General features: G+C 42.9%; 18 protein-coding genes and 3 tRNA genes. 6 read left to right on the forward strand and 15 right to left on the reverse strand.

All coding sequences use genetic code 11. The features are described from left to right. Positions 1 to 155: 155 nt before the first annotated feature. Positions 156 to 255, forward strand: a tRNA-Arg gene (locus ACLGLO_RS00105). 412 nt (positions 256 to 667) lie between these two features. On the opposite strand, the gene rpl12p is transcribed toward ACLGLO_RS00105, so the two are convergent. The 8 genes from rpl12p to ACLGLO_RS00145 form a co-directional block, all read right to left on the reverse strand. Next, on the reverse strand, positions 668 to 997 hold the full coding sequence (rpl12p, locus tag ACLGLO_RS00110) for a 50S ribosomal protein P1 (RefSeq protein WP_492129181.1): 330 nt from the start codon (positions 995 to 997) through the stop codon (positions 668 to 670). A 96-nt stretch (positions 998 to 1,093) separates the two neighbouring features. After that, entirely contained in the window at positions 1,094 to 2,137 is a 1,044-nt protein-coding gene (locus tag ACLGLO_RS00115; protein WP_492128397.1) for a 50S ribosomal protein L10, read from the reverse strand. Positions 2,138 to 2,143: 6 nt separating this feature from the next. Next, positions 2,144 to 2,803, reverse strand: a complete 660-nt coding sequence (locus ACLGLO_RS00120) for a 50S ribosomal protein L1 (protein ID WP_492128398.1) — start codon at positions 2,801 to 2,803, stop codon at positions 2,144 to 2,146. Positions 2,804 to 2,863: 60 nt separating this feature from the next. Then, a complete protein-coding gene (rpl11p, locus tag ACLGLO_RS00125; protein WP_492128399.1) occupies positions 2,864 to 3,370 on the reverse strand; it encodes a 50S ribosomal protein L11 in 507 nt (168 codons plus the stop codon). Further along, complete coding sequence (locus ACLGLO_RS00130; protein ID WP_492128400.1) at positions 3,367 to 3,855, reverse strand: transcription elongation factor Spt5; 489 nt, start codon at positions 3,853 to 3,855, stop codon at positions 3,367 to 3,369. The genes rpl11p and ACLGLO_RS00130 overlap by 4 nt, the downstream gene beginning before the upstream one ends. After that, on the reverse strand, positions 3,855 to 4,061 hold the full coding sequence (locus ACLGLO_RS00135) for a protein translocase SEC61 complex subunit gamma (RefSeq protein ID WP_492128401.1): 207 nt from the start codon (positions 4,059 to 4,061) through the stop codon (positions 3,855 to 3,857). The genes ACLGLO_RS00130 and ACLGLO_RS00135 overlap by 1 nt, the downstream gene beginning before the upstream one ends. Positions 4,062 to 4,113: 52 nt before the next feature. Further along, positions 4,114 to 4,188, reverse strand: a tRNA-Glu gene (locus tag ACLGLO_RS00140). A gap of 43 nt (positions 4,189 to 4,231) precedes the next feature. Then, positions 4,232 to 4,573, reverse strand: coding sequence for a hypothetical protein (locus tag ACLGLO_RS00145; protein ID WP_492128402.1), 342 nt, complete (start codon positions 4,571 to 4,573; stop codon positions 4,232 to 4,234). 258 nt (positions 4,574 to 4,831) lie between these two features. On the opposite strand from ACLGLO_RS00145, the gene ACLGLO_RS00150 reads away from it, so the two are divergent. Continuing rightward, positions 4,832 to 5,758: a glycosyltransferase family A protein gene (locus tag ACLGLO_RS00150; RefSeq protein WP_492128403.1), complete on the forward strand. Its 927-nt coding sequence runs from the start codon at positions 4,832 to 4,834 to the stop codon at positions 5,756 to 5,758. A 339-nt stretch (positions 5,759 to 6,097) separates the two neighbouring features. Here ACLGLO_RS00150 and ACLGLO_RS00155 read toward each other — a convergent pair whose 3' ends face one another. Next, complete coding sequence (locus ACLGLO_RS00155) at positions 6,098 to 7,156, reverse strand: glycosyltransferase family 2 protein (RefSeq protein WP_492128404.1); 1,059 nt, start codon at positions 7,154 to 7,156, stop codon at positions 6,098 to 6,100. Positions 7,157 to 7,299: 143 nt separating this feature from the next. Here ACLGLO_RS00155 and ACLGLO_RS00160 point away from each other — a divergent pair, with 143 nt between their 5' ends. Together ACLGLO_RS00160 and ACLGLO_RS00165 are read left to right on the forward strand one after the other, a co-directional pair. Further along, positions 7,300 to 7,614: a hypothetical protein gene (locus ACLGLO_RS00160; RefSeq protein ID WP_492128405.1), complete on the forward strand. Its 315-nt coding sequence runs from the start codon at positions 7,300 to 7,302 to the stop codon at positions 7,612 to 7,614. A gap of 194 nt (positions 7,615 to 7,808) precedes the next feature. Continuing rightward, complete coding sequence (locus tag ACLGLO_RS00165) at positions 7,809 to 8,159, forward strand: hypothetical protein (protein ID WP_492128406.1); 351 nt, start codon at positions 7,809 to 7,811, stop codon at positions 8,157 to 8,159. 478 nt (positions 8,160 to 8,637) lie between these two features. On the opposite strand, the gene ACLGLO_RS00170 is transcribed toward ACLGLO_RS00165, so the two are convergent. The 3 genes from ACLGLO_RS00170 to ACLGLO_RS00180 form a co-directional block, all read right to left on the reverse strand. Then, positions 8,638 to 9,048, reverse strand: coding sequence for a hypothetical protein (locus ACLGLO_RS00170; RefSeq protein ID WP_492128407.1), 411 nt, complete (start codon positions 9,046 to 9,048; stop codon positions 8,638 to 8,640). 142 nt (positions 9,049 to 9,190) lie between these two features. Next, positions 9,191 to 9,661 carry a hypothetical protein gene (locus ACLGLO_RS00175; protein WP_492128408.1) on the reverse strand — a complete coding sequence of 157 codons (471 nt, stop codon included), beginning with the start codon at positions 9,659 to 9,661 and terminating at the stop codon, positions 9,191 to 9,193. A gap of 461 nt (positions 9,662 to 10,122) precedes the next feature. After that, entirely contained in the window at positions 10,123 to 11,232 is a 1,110-nt protein-coding gene (locus ACLGLO_RS00180) for a nucleotidyltransferase domain-containing protein (RefSeq protein WP_492128409.1), read from the reverse strand. 85 nt (positions 11,233 to 11,317) lie between these two features. On the opposite strand from ACLGLO_RS00180, the gene ACLGLO_RS00185 reads away from it, so the two are divergent. Then, positions 11,318 to 13,798: a hypothetical protein gene (locus tag ACLGLO_RS00185; RefSeq protein ID WP_492128410.1), complete on the forward strand. Its 2,481-nt coding sequence runs from the start codon at positions 11,318 to 11,320 to the stop codon at positions 13,796 to 13,798. Between the two features lie 392 nt (positions 13,799 to 14,190). Here ACLGLO_RS00185 and ACLGLO_RS00190 read toward each other — a convergent pair. The 3 genes from ACLGLO_RS00190 to ACLGLO_RS00200 all read right to left on the reverse strand — a co-directional run bounded on the left by ACLGLO_RS00190 (position 14,191) and on the right by ACLGLO_RS00200 (position 15,607). Next, positions 14,191 to 14,266 (reverse strand) — tRNA-Gly (locus ACLGLO_RS00190). 205 nt (positions 14,267 to 14,471) lie between these two features. Then, positions 14,472 to 14,903: an archease gene (locus ACLGLO_RS00195; protein ID WP_492128411.1), complete on the reverse strand. Its 432-nt coding sequence runs from the start codon at positions 14,901 to 14,903 to the stop codon at positions 14,472 to 14,474. 23 nt (positions 14,904 to 14,926) lie between these two features. Continuing rightward, the gene (locus tag ACLGLO_RS00200; RefSeq protein ID WP_492128412.1) at positions 14,927 to 15,607 is read right to left on the reverse strand and encodes a 16S rRNA methyltransferase; all 681 of its coding nucleotides are present in this window, start codon (positions 15,605 to 15,607) and stop codon (positions 14,927 to 14,929) included. A gap of 251 nt (positions 15,608 to 15,858) precedes the next feature. On the opposite strand from ACLGLO_RS00200, the gene ACLGLO_RS00205 reads away from it, so the two are divergent. Then, entirely contained in the window at positions 15,859 to 16,764 is a 906-nt protein-coding gene (locus tag ACLGLO_RS00205; RefSeq protein ID WP_492128413.1) for an ABC transporter ATP-binding protein, read from the forward strand.

Genomic DNA, 16,764 nt, shown 5'->3' on the forward strand with positions numbered 1-16,764 from the left:
TATCCATGTAGACTTGCAGGCTCTGCCGTTATTTTGATCGCTCGGTCTTGTCAGCATGATGCTCTTTTATTCCTGCATTGTGATGAGCTTTTTTTGCTGCGCGTTCTGTAGTAAAAACATTAAAAAACTCTTCTGTTCATTCTATTCTTGTATTGGGGCCCGTAGCCTAGCCAGGATAGGGCGCCGGCCTTCTAAGCTGTTCCGAGGCATCGCGGGGAAAGCCGGTGGTCCGGGGTTCAAATCCCCGCGGGCCCGCTCTTTCTCGAAAGGCTTCTCAGAGCATTACCGATAAAACTGGCTTCCTCTCCGCCTTGAAGGGCAAAGGTTCTTTTCGAGCGGTTCATCGGTTTGGAGGTGCATCTCTTTCCATCCACCTCCGGGCCGTGTTTCCGGCCCGTTACCTCTATCCCCCCTTCGAGAACTTGGGGTTATGGAATATGTTAATCATCAGCTTCCGGTGAGCCTTAATTATTCATGCAGGAGGCGTATTAGTGTAAGCACACTGAGTATTCTGTTTGAGATTTGCCGCACACATCAATGAAAATAAGTTAGAAGCTATAACTTTATAATTTTCATTTCCGCCTCAAAAGGCGAGACTTTCAGTTGTAAAAACTTTCAGTCGGTTAAAAAGGACTTTTCACAGCGTTTTGGAATGTTGTTGATCGCTTTATGGACCGAAGAGAGCTCCAAGGCCGCTGGACAGCTCCTCTTCGCTGAGCTCCTTCTTCTCCTCTTCCTCTGCCTTCTCCTCCTTCTTTTCCTCGGCCTTCTTCTCAGCAACTGGCTGAGCTGCTGGTGCAGCTGCAACAGCTACGGGAGCCGCAGCAGCCGACTTCAGCACTTCATCGATGTTTATCTGCTGGAGGGCAGCTACCAGAGCCTTGACTCTGACCTCATCGACCTGAATCCCAGCTGATTCGAGTACCTTCTTCAGGTTTTCTTCATTTATCTCCTTCTTGGCACCGTGCAACATTAGGGAAGCATATATGTACTCTATCGCAACTCACCTCATGATTTGTTTCAGGCTGTTAGTTTTTTCTTTTCAAGCATTTTTATAGATTTCCCAGAAAAACTGAGATAGAGAAAGAGCGCTTTATGGACCGAAGAGAGCTCCAAGGCCGCTGGACAGCTCCTCTTCGCTGAGCTCCTTCTTCTCCTCTTCCTCTGCCTTCTCCTCCTTCTTTTCCTCGGCCTTCTTCTCAGCAGCTGGCTGAGCTGCTGGTGCAGCTGCAACAGCCACCGGCTCTATTCCTATCTCTCTCGCCTTCTCGCCGAGAGCGGCTACCAGCGCATTAGCCTTCCTGAGGGCTGCAGAGATTACAGCTTCTGCAGTCTCCGGGGTTATGAAGCCTGCTTCTGCCGCCACTGCTACAGCCTTTCTGTAGGCCTTAGATATCGACAGCTTAAGGACTTCCGGCTCTGGATAGGCGATTTCGGATGCGAAGGCGAGGGCAAGGGCATATGCTCTCGAAATCTCCGCAACATACTGATCGAGATCTATCTTCAGCTGCTCAGCACTCAAGAAAATGCCGTCCTCGAGGGCGAACTCAATTGAGATGCCCTCTTCCGATGGATAGATGCCGAGCCTCTGGAGCATTGATGCAAGATCTTCGCTGATGACATCTCCCGGCTTGGCTAGGACCGTCCTCTTGGCTATCCAGATGGTCCCTCCCTGCACTTTGGTAGGTATCCTGAGCTTTCCGAATGCGCTCAGCAGAGGACCTGGAGGGAGCTTCGTATCCATTGGCTCCACGGCGATTTCCTTCTCAACCTTCATTCCAGCTCTCGCTGGAGCAGGAAGCCTCACTCTGCTTACCTGAGAGTAGAGAAGGAACGGATTCATCTTGGAGAATATGAAGATCTTCTGTCCCTTTATCCTGTTCTCGAGCTCCTCTGCCCCCTTAATTCCGGAGATCTTGGCAGCGAGGAGGAGGAGGTTGTTCTTGGTGCTCTTAATCACGATTTTATCTTTGTGCTTCTTCTCGAGGAAGTACTTGACTTTCTGAAGGAGAGTAGCGGAGAGAGAGCCCGCATCTACTACAGCGAGGACTGGGTATTCCTTGAAGAGCTTGTCAAGCTCTTCAACTTCTTGCCTCTTTTCTGCAGGAATCTCTCTCTTCTTCTGAACCAATCTCATGGAGGTTCACCTGAGCGATACTTTTACGGGCTTGCTCATTGTTTTCTTGAGGTAGATTGCTGAAATGTTTGAGAGGCCTTTGAGCTTGTTTTCTATTGCATTCAGCACCGCGAGTGCGTTTTCCCTGAGCTCCTCTGGCTTGTTGTCCTCGCTTCCTATCCTAACCTGAATCTGCGGCTGGTCCTTTATCCTTACGATTGCGAGCCTTTTATACCTTTCCAGCAGAGATGCCAGATCCACTCTGGGAGGAAGAGGGAGGGGGGCTTTACCTCTCGGACCTAGAGCCGGCCCGAGAACTCTTCCAACCACTGACATCAGATCCGTCTGCACGAGGACCACGTCGCAGTTCTTGGCTACCTTCTTCGCTTTCTTCTTATCTTTGCTCAGCTCATCCAGGATCTGCCTGTCGATGACATTCTTCACCCCAAGGTTCTTTGCCTGAAGCGCGAGGTCTCCATCCGCGACAATGCATATCTCCGGATCCTTCTTGGGAGAATATGGGAGGAAGACCTGCTCCCTTATCTTGAATTCGGGCTTCTTGGGATCTATGTCCTTGAATACTATTATCATCTCTATGCTCTGCTTGAACTTCCTCTTCTCTCCCTTCTCAAGCAGCTCCTTTATAGCTTCATCGAGCTTTGAGGCAAGTGCTGCTGCCTGCGACATTTCCATCACCGAAACCAAACAGTTCAAACAATTTCGGTTACATCAGTTAAAAAACTCTGCTCATGCCTTCTCGTATTCATCGCTGTATTTGGCGAGCACATCATCGTAGGCTCCGCCTTCCAGCTCCTTCGCAACTTCCTTCGGATCCTTTCCGTTCACAGTGAGCCCTATGCTCCTAGCTGTTCCAAGGAGGCTTTTCACGGCACTCTTGATGGTCTTTGCCTTGAGCTCATCCTTAAGGGCAACAGCGATCTCGGCGAGAGCCTCGATGCTTATATCGCCCACCTTCTTGTGCGCTGGGTCTCCACTGGGCTCCTTGGCTCCTGCCTTCCAGAGGAGGACATCGGAGACAGGTGGAGGAATTATCTCGAGGAGGTAGTCCCTGCTCTTCGGATAGACGTAGATCCTCACCTTGACTTCCTTCCCCTTAAGCTTCGATAGCTTGATGTTCAGGTCGTTGACTACCGCTCCTGGGTCTATTCCGTATGATCTGAGCTCCTCCACATCCTTTTCCTTCGCTTCTCCTTCTGGTAGGGTTAAACTAATTATTTTCATCTCAATGCTCATGGCTGGTTCCCCTTCTTGACAAGCTTAACATAATCCCCGCTTACTGTGACCTTTAATGGATATGAGGATTCAAGTATGTTGAGGATGAGCTCCTTCCTCTCCCTTTCCACTTGAACGACCTGAGCCTTTATCCCCTGGAGGGGCCCAGCTATTACCTCTACTATATCTCCTGGGCTCAGACCCTCTATTACCTCCTTCGGCTTTATTATCCTCTCCACTTCCTCCAGGCTCATTACTCCCTGCACTCTCCTCCTGAGGTGCGGAATGTCTCTGATTGCTGCATCTACGGCGCTGCTCTTCGGAGACTCCAATATGAGGTAGCCCTTCAGATCCGGGTGTGCAATTATCGAGTAGATTTCCAGGCCCTGAGACTTGACCTTGTTCTCTATCATGAGGGCAACGTTCGCTTCCTGCCTAGCCGTAGCTCTCACTAGGTAAAAAGAGCTCTTCGCCTTCTTCGATTCTTCGCTCTCGCTCAACTGCATCATCCTCCCCTTATTGCTGGGAACACCACGGTTACCAGTATGTGGATTATGTACGCTATCGAGCCCACCAGAGTGAAGCCTAGGAGGTTCAGCCTGAGCAGCAGCTTGAACTCCTCGCTGTCAGGCCTTCTTGAGAGCTTCCAGATCCTCCTCCACATTGCGAACATGTCCTTCAGCTTTCTGCTGAGCCCCTCTTCCTCGCTCATCCCAAATCATCTTTTTCCCTTTTTCCAACCCGCGCTTTTTCGATATTGTGAGTGCCGCGGCCGGGATTTGAACCCGGGTCACGGGCTCGAAAGGCCCGCATACTTGACCGGGCTATACTACCGCGGCCCGCATCTTAACTTTCTAATCAGGGTTTATAATAGTTATTTCATCAGCTGTTCCCTGAAGGGGGAGATTTGCTGAAGCGATCTTTTGTATTCAATAGCTTGAAGAGCTTGACCGCGCTGTACAGAGAGATGAGCGCAACAATCTGGGAAAGGTCTAGGTTCATGACTGAGTAGCCCCCCCTGTACTCAACGATGAAGAAGGGGTATATAGAAAAGCTAGAAGGTAGGGAGAAGATGTAGTAGTAGAAAGATGCGATGAAAACGGCTCCCGTGATGAGAGAAGCGGCCCTCAAAAGCTCTTCTTTCTTCCTGTTTTCCGAGCTAATAAGAGAGAGGGCGAGGAAGAAAAAGAACATCAGAGCGAGAGTAGCTTGAGCAGCAGTCAATTCCATCAGCCAGCCAATGCTTTCAGCTATGAAGATATTCCGTTCATTAAGATTCAATGGGATGGGAAATTAAAGATTGCGGTTTGAGCTTTTCGAGACATGTTCCTTCTCACCGATAAGCTGTGGAGAAAAACCTAGAAAGAGAGCTTGAAAATTTTCCCTCTCGATTAAAGGAAAAAAGGAAACTCAGCATCATTATAAATGGATTGCTGTTAGAACATTACCTGCTTTTCGGTTCGGAGAAGAGGTGCCAAAAGAATGTTGAGGACGTGCGTCACGATTACGACTTTCAAGAGGGCATGGGCTCTCCCATACTCAATTTCATCGCTCAAAGAACAGAGCATCCATCCGGACAAGGTTGTATTTGTGCTTAAACCTTCAGGCGACAAGAGTCAAGAAGTGATCGAAAATTCAGCCAGCGGTCTGAACTATGAGATAATCATCCAAAATAGCGGGAATTTTGCAAAAGCGTTGGAGCTTGGAATTAATGCCTGCAGAGATTTCGATCTGATCCTATTCCTCGACGACGATGCTATAGCAAGGAAAGATTGGATAGAAAGATACCTGCGCTTTTTTGAGAGAGATGAAAAGGCAGGGGGAGCTTCAGGAATTATCTACAAAGGATTGCTTGCTGATGGAAAGATTGAGCTCGTTGATGAGCTTTTCTATGATTATAGCATAGCGAGAGGAGGGATCCACAGAAAGCCTCTGCCAGAATACGAGGATTATTGTGAGTGGATTTCAACTTCTGGACTGCTTGGCAACAGGAGGTGCGAAGGGGAAGTCCTTCCATCAGTCATTCTCAGTGGTGTCAACATGGCCTTCAGAACCAATGCTATTGAGGGGTGCCCAATAGGCGAGCTCTTCAGCAAGAGTAGGAAATGCCTCCATAACGAAGAAATGCTGAGCTACTGCGCTCGCAAAAAGGGGTTCCACACATACAGGATTGGGAGCAGAGAAACTGCTCCGGTCGTTTACCATATAGCGGGCATAGAGAGTCTCACAAGAGGAAAGGGATTTTCTCATAGGTTCTGGATCACGTACGATTTCGCTAGAGATTTCTGGAGGCTGAAGATGCTTGGGGCAGACGTCAGCATTCTCCACTATCTGATTGGAATGCTTGTGATATCCAGAAAGGATCCCATTGCATCCATTCCTGCCGTAATTTATGCTATGCTTGGCTGAATTCCTGCTGGGAAAATACAAGAAAATTTTGTTTTAAAATGCTATGAAGAAGTGAAGATTCGAGAGCACGAACCACTAGTATATACATCTGAAAGCCTTCCAATTTATGACGAGGATGAAGCTTATAAATTTCTGCGAGCATTCAAACTGCAGGGTAGAGCGAGCATATCGGGCTATGAGGGATACTTAACCCCAGCAATGAGGATGAGGGTTAGCCCTGAGCCTATAAAAAAAGATCCAAATGGGGGGATCTTTGACCTTCTTGGTTGCGATGCAGATGACAGATGCAAACCCGAACAGATGCGGGGAACCGAACCTCCTAAAGGGAAGCATTGCTCTTCAGGGCGGGGAGAAAGTCAGCTTTCGGAGCTCCCTATAAGCGTACGGGCTCCAAATAAGAAGCAAAAAAGAGAAGAGCATGAACTTGAACCTGTTTTTTATTGCAAGAAGAAAAGGATAACCTTTCCACATTTTGTACAGAGGATATACAATTAAGTTCAGAATATTGACAATAACAAGAACGAAAAAGAATCTAAGAGAGAGAAACAAAGTGAATGGGAGGAGAAGCAGAGAAAAAAGCAATATCGCATTCGGCAGATGCTTCAAAAGAATAGGCTTCAGGAACCTCCCCCTGGAGAATTCCAAAGTTCCCTCTTTGATAGCTTCAATGAACTGGACAATTGCTTTCTTCTTTGAAGCTTTGATGTATTCGGTAGTATTCATCCTCCAGTACATATCGCTCTTAGCATCTTTCAGGAGATTCACGTCGACGATAAACCTTTCTGTTCCAAGAGCGCGGAAAGAGGAGAAGCCATCCTTCAGGACTTGAAATGCGTAATATGCATCTTCTCCGAAATTGAGGTCTTCGTCGAACTTGATTCTCTCGAAGATACTCCTGGAAATGAGCGTGGATCCCATACCTATTCGGATGCTAGGAACAATTTCCAGATCGATTCTTTCATCGCTCATCTTCACAGAATCCAGAAAGCTCTTCGCTTCTTCGAAATTCTTGAAATATCTCGCCTCCCCAGAGAGGTGGATTATTGATTCTGGAAAGGCCCGGACAATTTCAAGCGCTGTTGAAATGATGTTTCTGTTAAGGAGGATCTCATCTGAATCTATGAAGAGCAACCAACGAAATCCTTCTCTAACTGCTTCACTCAAGCATATGTTCCTGGCTTGCGGTATATTCGTCGCCGGTGCTTCAATGATCTTGCCGTTTCTCCCCTCAAGCCTCTTTCTAGCGATTTCGACTGTATTATCTCTGCTTCCTCCATCTACAATCACAATTTTATCCGGCTGACGGCTCTGCCGAAGAATGGAGTCCAAAACATATGCTATTGTCATCTCTGAGTTAAAGGTAAGCACGCAGACGCCGAGCTTGTTACTGCTGTCCAAAGCGCGGTTCCTCAGTCTCTTTGACAGCAATCAAGGAGAAAATATCTTTTCTCCTTTCAACTAACCAAAGTGAAAGAGATCCTTTGACATGAAAACAATATAAAATAATAACAGTTAATAAAATGAAATAAAGGTGCATTTGAGTGATATGTTTCTTAGGAAAACTTATCGGCAGAAATGAAAAAAGCAATTTTCAAATGCTCTTAGAAGCTATTAGTAAAAACAGAATAGCAGTTCAGATAGATCCTGAGGTCTATACTGTAGTTGGACTCCTTGAACGTTGCGTTCTTAAGAAAGATCTGGAGAATATTTTTAGCGAAGAAATAATAGACAAAATAGAAAAACTCATTGAATATTTATCCAGTTTGCCACCAGAGTTCAATTGTAAAATTGAATTATCTCCTGAAAGCAAAGAACATCTCATACTAACTCTACGTAAGGAAAAAAATTATTCGTAGCATAACGCGTGAATTAGAAGGTTATATTCATGCGGTTAGTTCCCTCGTAGATGCGATTTGGCATCTATTTTTAAAAGAGATAATAGACCGAAATACTCTTAATTATTCTTAATTATAAAATTACAAAACCAAATACATTAATTGAAAGAACACGATTTCATGAAAAGATCGCTTTCCCGATAAAGAGCATTAAAATGCATTTATCTGTTAGTAAAGAAGTTATTGGTATCTACACATCTGATACCTTTAGCGATTTAGCATTCAGTTATATTCTAGAAACAATAAGCAACATCCTAAAGGGGATATGTCAAATATCTGTCAAACTATTCGAAGAAAAAGTTATGCTATTTGAAAATGATGTACGAATTTATGCTGGAAGATTGTATGGAGGCGAAAATGAGAGGGTAAACAACGCTGTCCAGCAATACCGTGACATTGTGAACAACATAAAAAACGTATGCGACAAAAGTAATGATAAGATGCTAGACAAGATATATGTAGTTGTAGAAAAAGCGAAGAAAACCACTCTCAGCAGTACTTCATAACAAGTATATTCAAACTCACATAATAAACGCTTACGATAGCATCAGATAATTTTCACTGGCAATTTTTAAGTTAGTATTTCTCTAGGTACTCTAATATATCGAATGCCGAGTTTAATACTCTTTCCAAAACAACATCGTTGATTTTAACTTCGATTTTGACTTTATTCCACGGTTGGCTTGTTAGTTCCACTTTCGTAGGATTTAAAGTGTAGTGATCTGCCGCAACGCGACGTGAATATATGGTGAATACGGCAATAGTCTAGGCCTTGTTTTAATAAGTCTTCGTTAAATACTTTAAACCGGAAACTATCTCTGAGAGGGCCGTTACCACGCAAGCCCTTCAAATAGGTCTTCAAAGACCAATAATTGAACAACGCAAAATAAACAGAGCTTATAATCCTTCGAATTACTACTTCATCTGATACGTTTGCTCTATCCTTAGAAAGTTCCATAAAATATTTCAGAAGCTTGCGTGGATTTAGCTTCTCTGGGTCTTGAGCCCCTCCCAGCATACAAGAGCCACCCGACCAGCGACATCATCGAAGCCTTCACTAACAAGCTGCTTCTTAACGATCCTTGAAAGAAGCTTCCACTCGTCCCAGCCACAATCTTCAATGTATATTTCAACGAATAGAAGCTCTCCGGTCTCTAAATCCTGTGCAAAACTGATATCAGTTACTTTTAGCTCTAGAGTATTCGTAAGCCACACGACCAAAGAAGCAAGTTTTCTCAAGTCTAAGAAACCGAGCTTCACGATATAATCTATAACCTCTTCAGCCTTAGTGAAGTGCTTGAGCATTGTTATAACATCCTTCTCTTCAAGCTTCCTTAATGCATTATATGATTGCCGGAGAGTTAAAACTGCCCTCTGCTCTGTAGTAAATTCCATTGATAGGCGACTAGAATATATGGGTTCATTGTCAACAAAACGGAATTTTTAGCGTCCTGGAAAGATCTCTCGATGCCAATGTAAAAGTCCTTTGTAGTTAACATGATTAATCACCTCACTTTCCACAATAACTATAACTATCTTACCCCCCTAAAGAAACTTCACGAAATTCTCTCCAGCTTACCTTGGGCACCCATCTCACGGCATATAGGGGTAGACCTTGAAATGATTTGAACTGTGTATTCTTGGAGATCATTAAAGGCTCAATCTCAGCCCTAATCAAGTACCTCCCGTTCTTATCGTCCTCATAAATAGCTTCCTCATAAGCAGGTAGTTTTTCCGTGATCTCCACTCTCACCCAGCCCTCACCAATAGATTTGCCTGGCTCCAACACAGGCTTGTCTTTAACTTCATTTAAAGCAACATTGGAAGGGTAGACTGACATACCAACAGTAGCATCAACATCAAAATCCATCCCAAAAGGGGAAGCCTCCTCCCTGATTCTCGCATCAACAATAGCTACACGCAGGATAACAATGCTTCCGTCGTTCACTTTTACATAGCCTAACCTGCTGTCTTTTAGCTTCAGCTTATCAATAACATCTACACCCATAAGTTATCCCTTTATGCATTTGTTTTATGCTATTATACATAATAATCTTTTGTGCAAATAACTTTATGCGTGATATATTTGTGAAGTGGCGACATCAGGTTCTGCGTCAGAGACAGATGAATGTAGTTGAAGGAATTCCTCGTTGAATCGTTCTGCATATTTATCCAAAAAAGAATAGGACTATAGGTTGTAGTGGATGTGGAGTGATAAAGAAGATGATGTTTGTCAAAGTATCTCTTCCTTGAGAATTCTATGAACTCTCAAGGATCCGGGGCGTGAGTGCTAAGATGATGTAACCATTGTTGTGATACCAATGCGAAGCATAAAATTGTCTAACAACTTCACACCACTAAACTCCTTTCAAAAACTTTCAACGCGAAGTCTTCTACAACTTTAGAGAGTTCGCATACAGTTGGTATTTAAAAATATTTAGTAGATGCTGAAGCCACCGTGAGGTCGCATCAGCTAATTTCTTTGGTAAATTTGGACAGGTCGTAAATTAGTTGAGCAACATATTTTCTTAGTTGCTCAATTTCATTCCCTTTTAAAGCTTCTACCCTATTTTCCTCAAAAACTTGTTTCTTTAGGTTTTCAATTCTATTAAAGATCTCTAAATAGTAAGGCTCTATTTTCTTGTTATCTATAAAATCTTTTTTGAAAGCATCTTTTAGATTTAAGCCTAAAGCTTCTTCTACCTCAGATACTTCAAGATTGTCTGGAAGTCCGTGTATATATTTTAATGCTGCGGCTATGGTCTTTTCCAGAACTTCACATGTTTTTTCCAAAACCTTTTTTTTCTTTATAATTTCTAATGCGTTTAAAATTGAAAACATCTTATCAACGAACTTTTCAGCTCGTTCGATCCACAAATCAACAAGATGCCCGTCTGCCTCAAGCATCTTTCTATGTTCTATATCTTTTCTGATTTTTACAATCTCTTTAACCCAATCTGCATACTCCTGTTCAACGATTCCTGGTCTAACTAAATATTCTACAAATGTGTCGTAAAGTTTACTTGGAACCGGGGGCTCAACATCCATAAACATTAAAACACTTTGAGCGGAATTTACGATAGCGTAATAGCAATCCTCTGCCAGTATCAACAACTTAACGCCTTTCGCCCTAGCTATCCTCCTAGGGGCGTCTTCCATATAGCTTTCTATAGCTTCTCTCGTCCCCTGAATTTTCCCCATTTTCAACAGCCTTTTCCAAGGCATGAAGAAACCGCTATCGTAAAGGGGGATCCCCTCTCTGATGGCGTTGTGAACCATTGGGTGCCCAGATTTAACATAGTCAATGAACATTGTTAAAGTAAATGGAGGCAGGATCGAGATACTCTCAGAAATTTCTTTAGCTATCTTTTCAATTTCTTTATTTATAGCTTCAAGCTTTTCAGGAGTTAATTCTTCTTGGGTGTCGTCAATTATGACGAAAACGTCTATGTCGCTTTCCTTTTTTAATTCCCCTCTTACTACGGAGCCGAAAATAACTATTGATTTTATTAGACCATCAAATCTATTTAGGACTTTTTCTCTAAATTTTTGCAAGTTCTTCTCTACTAATTCGCTCAAAACTCTATACCTACCATTAATTCAATAAGTAAAAAATCTTAATATACTTTTCAAACTAAAAAATTACTCAGTGGTGTATAAATGTATGTATTTTAGTGATTTAAATGCCATTGAAGCGAAAATTGATTCTTCCTTTAAGAAAGCCATACAGAAGAAAGGTATTCTAAAATTTATAAGATTTCTTTTTAATGATGAAATAGCAACCGAGGAAATAGCTAGAGAAGTTGTTGACTGCTTGAAAAAAGAAGGCCTAGGAGAAGAAGCTAGGAAATACCTTGAGGAGGATTCTAGCCTGTTCTTTAAGGAGCTCGTAAGTGATCTTAGGCTCTTAGATTACTTAGCAGAAGACATCACTCTGGACCAAAACGATATTCTCTGGTTTAAGGGGGAGCCAGTAGCTTACATAAGCCACAATATAAAGCCTATTAAAGGACGGAAAGAAAAGCTTAGAGAAGCATTGAAGAAAATCCAGCAGATAAGAGTTGAAGCAGAATCCGGGGAGGCTCATTCTGGAGGCTTAAAAATAGGGAGAGAAACAGCTCATAGGCTTGGAGAATTCAAAGATAATTTAGAAGGCGGAAAAGACCCTATTTCAAGAATCCTAAGAAACCTAGATAGTCTGCCTGAACTCGACTTTGAGAAAGAAGAGGAAAGTAGGAGAATAGAAAAAGAGCTCAGAGAGAATAAAATAAAAGTTAAAATTTTGGAAGAATTGCCTTATGTAAAAATAGAGAATAGAAAAGTGCTTGGTTTTCTGCCTAGGCAACATGTTACGCTTAACCCAGGTTATGAAGAATTTTTCCACAATCATTTAGGAGATTATTCTAGAGATGAATTATATAGGGCTTTAAAAGACTTGGAAAGAGAGCTAAAAAATTTGGAAAACGGACTGTATAATAAGATAAGAGCTTTGAAAAAAGAGTTTGAAAAAAGGGAAGGAATAAGCAAAAGAAAAAAACTAGCTCTTTTAAGTGCAGGAATTATAGCTGCAGGAATTGGAGCCTATGCTTTAAAAACTTATTTGGAGCATCAACAGTCTTCAACATCTCCCCTAGAAAATAGTTTTATTTCTTATGCTACAGAGCACGGTTTTTCTAATTCTACAGCAAAAAGTTTTTACGAGAATTATGAAATTTTTGTAAGAAATTATTATCCAGATAATAAAACAGATTTATTAGTTTTGCTAAACGTCTATAGTAAAAACGCCACTTTGCTAGATGCAGCAAAACAAAAAGTTTATAACGACTCTAATGTAACAGATAAATCTAAAATATTACTGGAACTTTCTAAAGCTTTATATGATTTGAATGAAAAAAGTCTAACTGATATAAGCTTAAGTTACTTAGGAAATTTAACAGCTTATTTAAATCAAACCCCGGTTAATTATTTTGAGAAAGAAAAACTATGGAACGTTTTGAACATTACAGAAAATTCACCAGTAGTTTTAAATGGCCTTAGTGAAAAATGGCAATTAAACGCTTTTGATGACTTTTTGCTTACATATCTTGCAAACAACAATTATCAAAAAGTTAAAGATTATCCTTACTTACTCTGGGCTCTTGCTTATAAAGGGGGTTATATAGTAGATTTGATACATCAAGCGCATATTGCTGTGTTAGGAATGTGTCCTTGTTCTCCAGACAGAGTTAAAAATTTTGATATTATGAAAGACTACGGAACAAACCATACTTATTTAGAACTTTTGTTAGCCAGAGAAAATCAAATTTTAGATTCTTATGAAAAAGGACTTTGGTTAATAGGTTTAAAACCAGAAGAAATCCTTCCTTTAACTGGCAATTCAAAAATAACAGCAGATCTTTGGATGCTGCAAGTTACATTGCCATTTTCAATTATAAGCGGAGATGCATTAAAAGGTAATTGGATAGATCGTGTTTATCCGGATTTATGCAGAAATTATCCAGAACAAGTTATACTTCTAGCGTTTTCCCATAACCTAGATGCTATGAATAAACTGCAAAAAATGTATTCTGATTATTTAAATAATGCTACTTTTAGGTCTTTGATGGATAATAGAATAAAATCCAGTATTGAAGACGATGGCCAACTTAATGCTGAAGGAGCGAGAGATTTAATGGCTTTGTTTAATAACGGAAGTATTTATACAAAAGCTGGATTGTTTATAAGATCAAGCTTGGGTTATCAATCGCAGTATGGTCTACCAGATATTGACTTGAAATATGAAGAATATAGAGTTAGTTTACAGCAAGTTTTTGGATCTTCCATAGGTTTGCCTATATTTGGAAGTCTTGCTGGATTTCCTCTACCTAACGGATCTTATGGATACGATGGCATGATGACACTTCCTTTAACCTATGATGATTACAAGCTTTTGAAAAGCGTAGACCCAAGCGAGCTTATATGGGATAATGTAACCATGCAACTTTATCCATTTATTACTAGAACAAATGCCAACTATTATCACTATCTTACAGGTCTTGTTCGAATTCCAGGCATAGAAAAATGGTGGATTAGTTATCCAGCACCTTGGAAAGGCAGTTATTTTGTAAGCAGTGAAATGATTCTTGTTTATGAGTATAGACAATAAAAATTAAGTTAACCAACACAAAGATAACTTTTGCCACCAACATTTTTTGTATCTCCTGGCTTAGCACAACTTCCATCATTAGAGTTTATAAGAGACATACAACAACTCTGTGTTCCACAGTCTTCGTCTTCATTTGAACCACATTCTTCACAAGTATGTGTTTATGTATCACATACATTGTACTGCTAGAACAATCGCTATTACTTTGACAGCTTCCAGCAGGTCTATCGCCTCATACAATGTCGTGCTTCCATGTGAGATGCTATCACCCCTGGATAACGACTCGCCCTTCCTCGGAGTAGAATAAAAGCAGATTAAGTCTGCCATAATATATAAACTTAGCATGAAGCTACTAAGACCATGCAGTATTTAATCATTTTATGATGAAGAAGTGCGGCGGCCGGGATTTGAACCCGGGATCACCGGCTTGGGAGGCCGACGTCCTAGTCCAGGCTAGACGACCGCCGCACGTCCGATTTTTTCATTGTTGTAAAGACTTTAAAAGCTTTCACGGAGAGCTTCCGCTACGTTTTTTCATTGGAAAATTGGAGCTCAGCATTTCCGGCTGTCTTCACGGCACTGGAGCTCGAGAGACCCTCTTGTCATCACTGCCCCGCATTTTAAGTTGATTGGTTCCCTTAATTTACTTAACATGGGTCCTTATCGAAACTCATTAAATATCTACTGTGAATCTCACCCTCCAGATGCTGTCTTCTTTCGCTATCTCCATGAGGGAATATGTCGCAGCTTTGACGTGGGTCCTGGCTTCATGCTTCGCAGGGTTGTATCTCTCCCCTATGAGCTCCCCCTCGAGAATAGGTTCAACATCCTCCGATATTTTGTGGACTTTTGCCTCCTTAACCAGGAATCCCTGCGAATCGAACAGGTAGATTATCTCCTCTATCCATCTGTAGAGGAGGTTCTCCAAATCATATCCGGCCACAATAACCTTCTTCCTCTCCTTTCCCTCGAGAGTCTCTCTGTTCACCATTATCTCTGCTACCCCTATTGCTGCGCACTCGAAAGCTTTCTCGAGTGTCTCTCCCCAAGCCTTTACGACAATGTCCGAAGTGTGGTCTTCGTAGTCGAAGCATTTGCTCTGCAATTCACTCCACCGAATGAATTATATTAAACAGAAAGGGTGGTTAAAGGTTTGTTCTCTTCTTCGAGAGCGCAGATGAGCCTATCCGCTGCCATCCAGGCATCAAGCTGAATTCCCCCGTACAGGGATAACCTGTCTGAAGAGAGAGACAGAACGCTTTCCGAGAAATCTCCGTGCGGGAAGCCTCCCACTCCAAAAATGAATTGGGGGAAAGTGTACTCGGCAAGCTCCTTCCTCTCCACATTTCTCCCGCTCTCGTGAAGGAGTATTAGCCTCTCAGCCCCGATATCCTCAAGAAAAGCCTTCAAGCCCTTCCCTTCTATCAGCCTTAGAAGGGGATCCTCCTTCGATGGGACTGCTTTTTCTATGTAGAGCTTCTGCATTAGGCCAAGGAACTGGAAGTAGTTCTTGGGGATCCTTGCCCTCTCGCTGACCTCGATGATGTCTCCCTTCCAGGTGTGTATGTATACTCTGAGCATTCCCCAGCGGTTGAGCGGGGAATATTGCGTTGCGAGGAGGAACTGGTGAACTATGTCCGGCCTTCCCCTTCTGGTAGATATGCCGCGGCGCTTCATTTCTTCATAGAAAATGCTCGTATCCAGAAGAACAAACTTGGGGGGTATGCCGTACCTCCTGGCAACTGCTTTTGCTTTCCTGCTCGAGGCGAGCTCACTTGGGAGGGTCTCGAGGGAGCTCTCTATAAGCACCAGTCCGTACTTTGGCGGAGCGATTGCCTCTTCACCGCTGTTCTATTGATGAATTCCATGAAATATGCTTTGCTTAAAAACTCAGATCAGCCATTCAGGCTTCTAAAAAGATCAAACACTGGCGACGAAGCAATAGCAGCAAACGCGGAACATCAAGTTGAGCGCGAACATCTTCATTAGAGATATGTTGAAGAAATATAATAATGTATTGAGAGAAAAGAGAAAAGCTGTGCAGAAAGAGGAGAATAATTGTGATAGAGATCGACGGTGTATCGAAGTCCTTCAGGAAGTTCAGAGCAATAGATGGGATTTCCTTCGACGTTAAAAATGGAGAGATAGTTGGCTATGTTGGGCTGAATGGAGCCGGAAAGACCACGACCATAAGAATTTCGGTTGGAGTATTGCCTCCTGACTCCGGCGATGTGAGGATTGATGGTCATTCGGTTTTGAGCGAAAAGAGGAAGGCTTCGGAGAGCGTTGGATGGGTTCCTGAACTGCCCATATTCGAAACGGACTTCAGGGCGATCGACTACTTCGTTTACCTGGCTGGATTCTACGGATACTCATCCAGTCAGGCGAGGAGGCTGGGAGAGGAGCTCTTTGAGAAGTTCGGACTCAAGGGATCTGAGAAGCTGAAGCTCTCGGCCTTCTCTCAGGGAATGAAGAAGAGGTTTGCCTTAGCCGTCTCCATGATCAACGATCCCCCCAACTTCATCTTCGACGAAGTCCTGAACGGGCTCGATCCTCAAGGAATAGCTTTCTTCAGAGATATGGCGGTGGAGTTCAGGAAGAGGGGGAAGGCGGTTTTATTCTCATCTCACATATTGGGAGAAGTGCAGAGCATAGCGGACAGAGTTGTCTTCATCCACAGAGGGAAAATAATTGGCTCCTACAGGGTGGAAGAAATCATAAATGCCGTGAAGCCCTCGATACTTCTCAGGATAGACAGGTACGATGACAGGGCTGCAGCTCTTCTGGAGAAGTACGGAAAGGTGGTCAAGCAGGGAGACCACATTCTGATATCATCGCCAAATGCGAGCTCCGGGGAAATAGCTAAGGATCTTGTTCAGAACGGCTACAGCGTCCTGGAGCTCAAGTACGAGGAGAGGAGCCTCGAGGACTTTTTCTTCGCGCTTCTTGAAAAGGAGGGGAAGTGA

Source organism: Fervidicoccus sp. SLHALR4, from assembly GCF_058692745.1.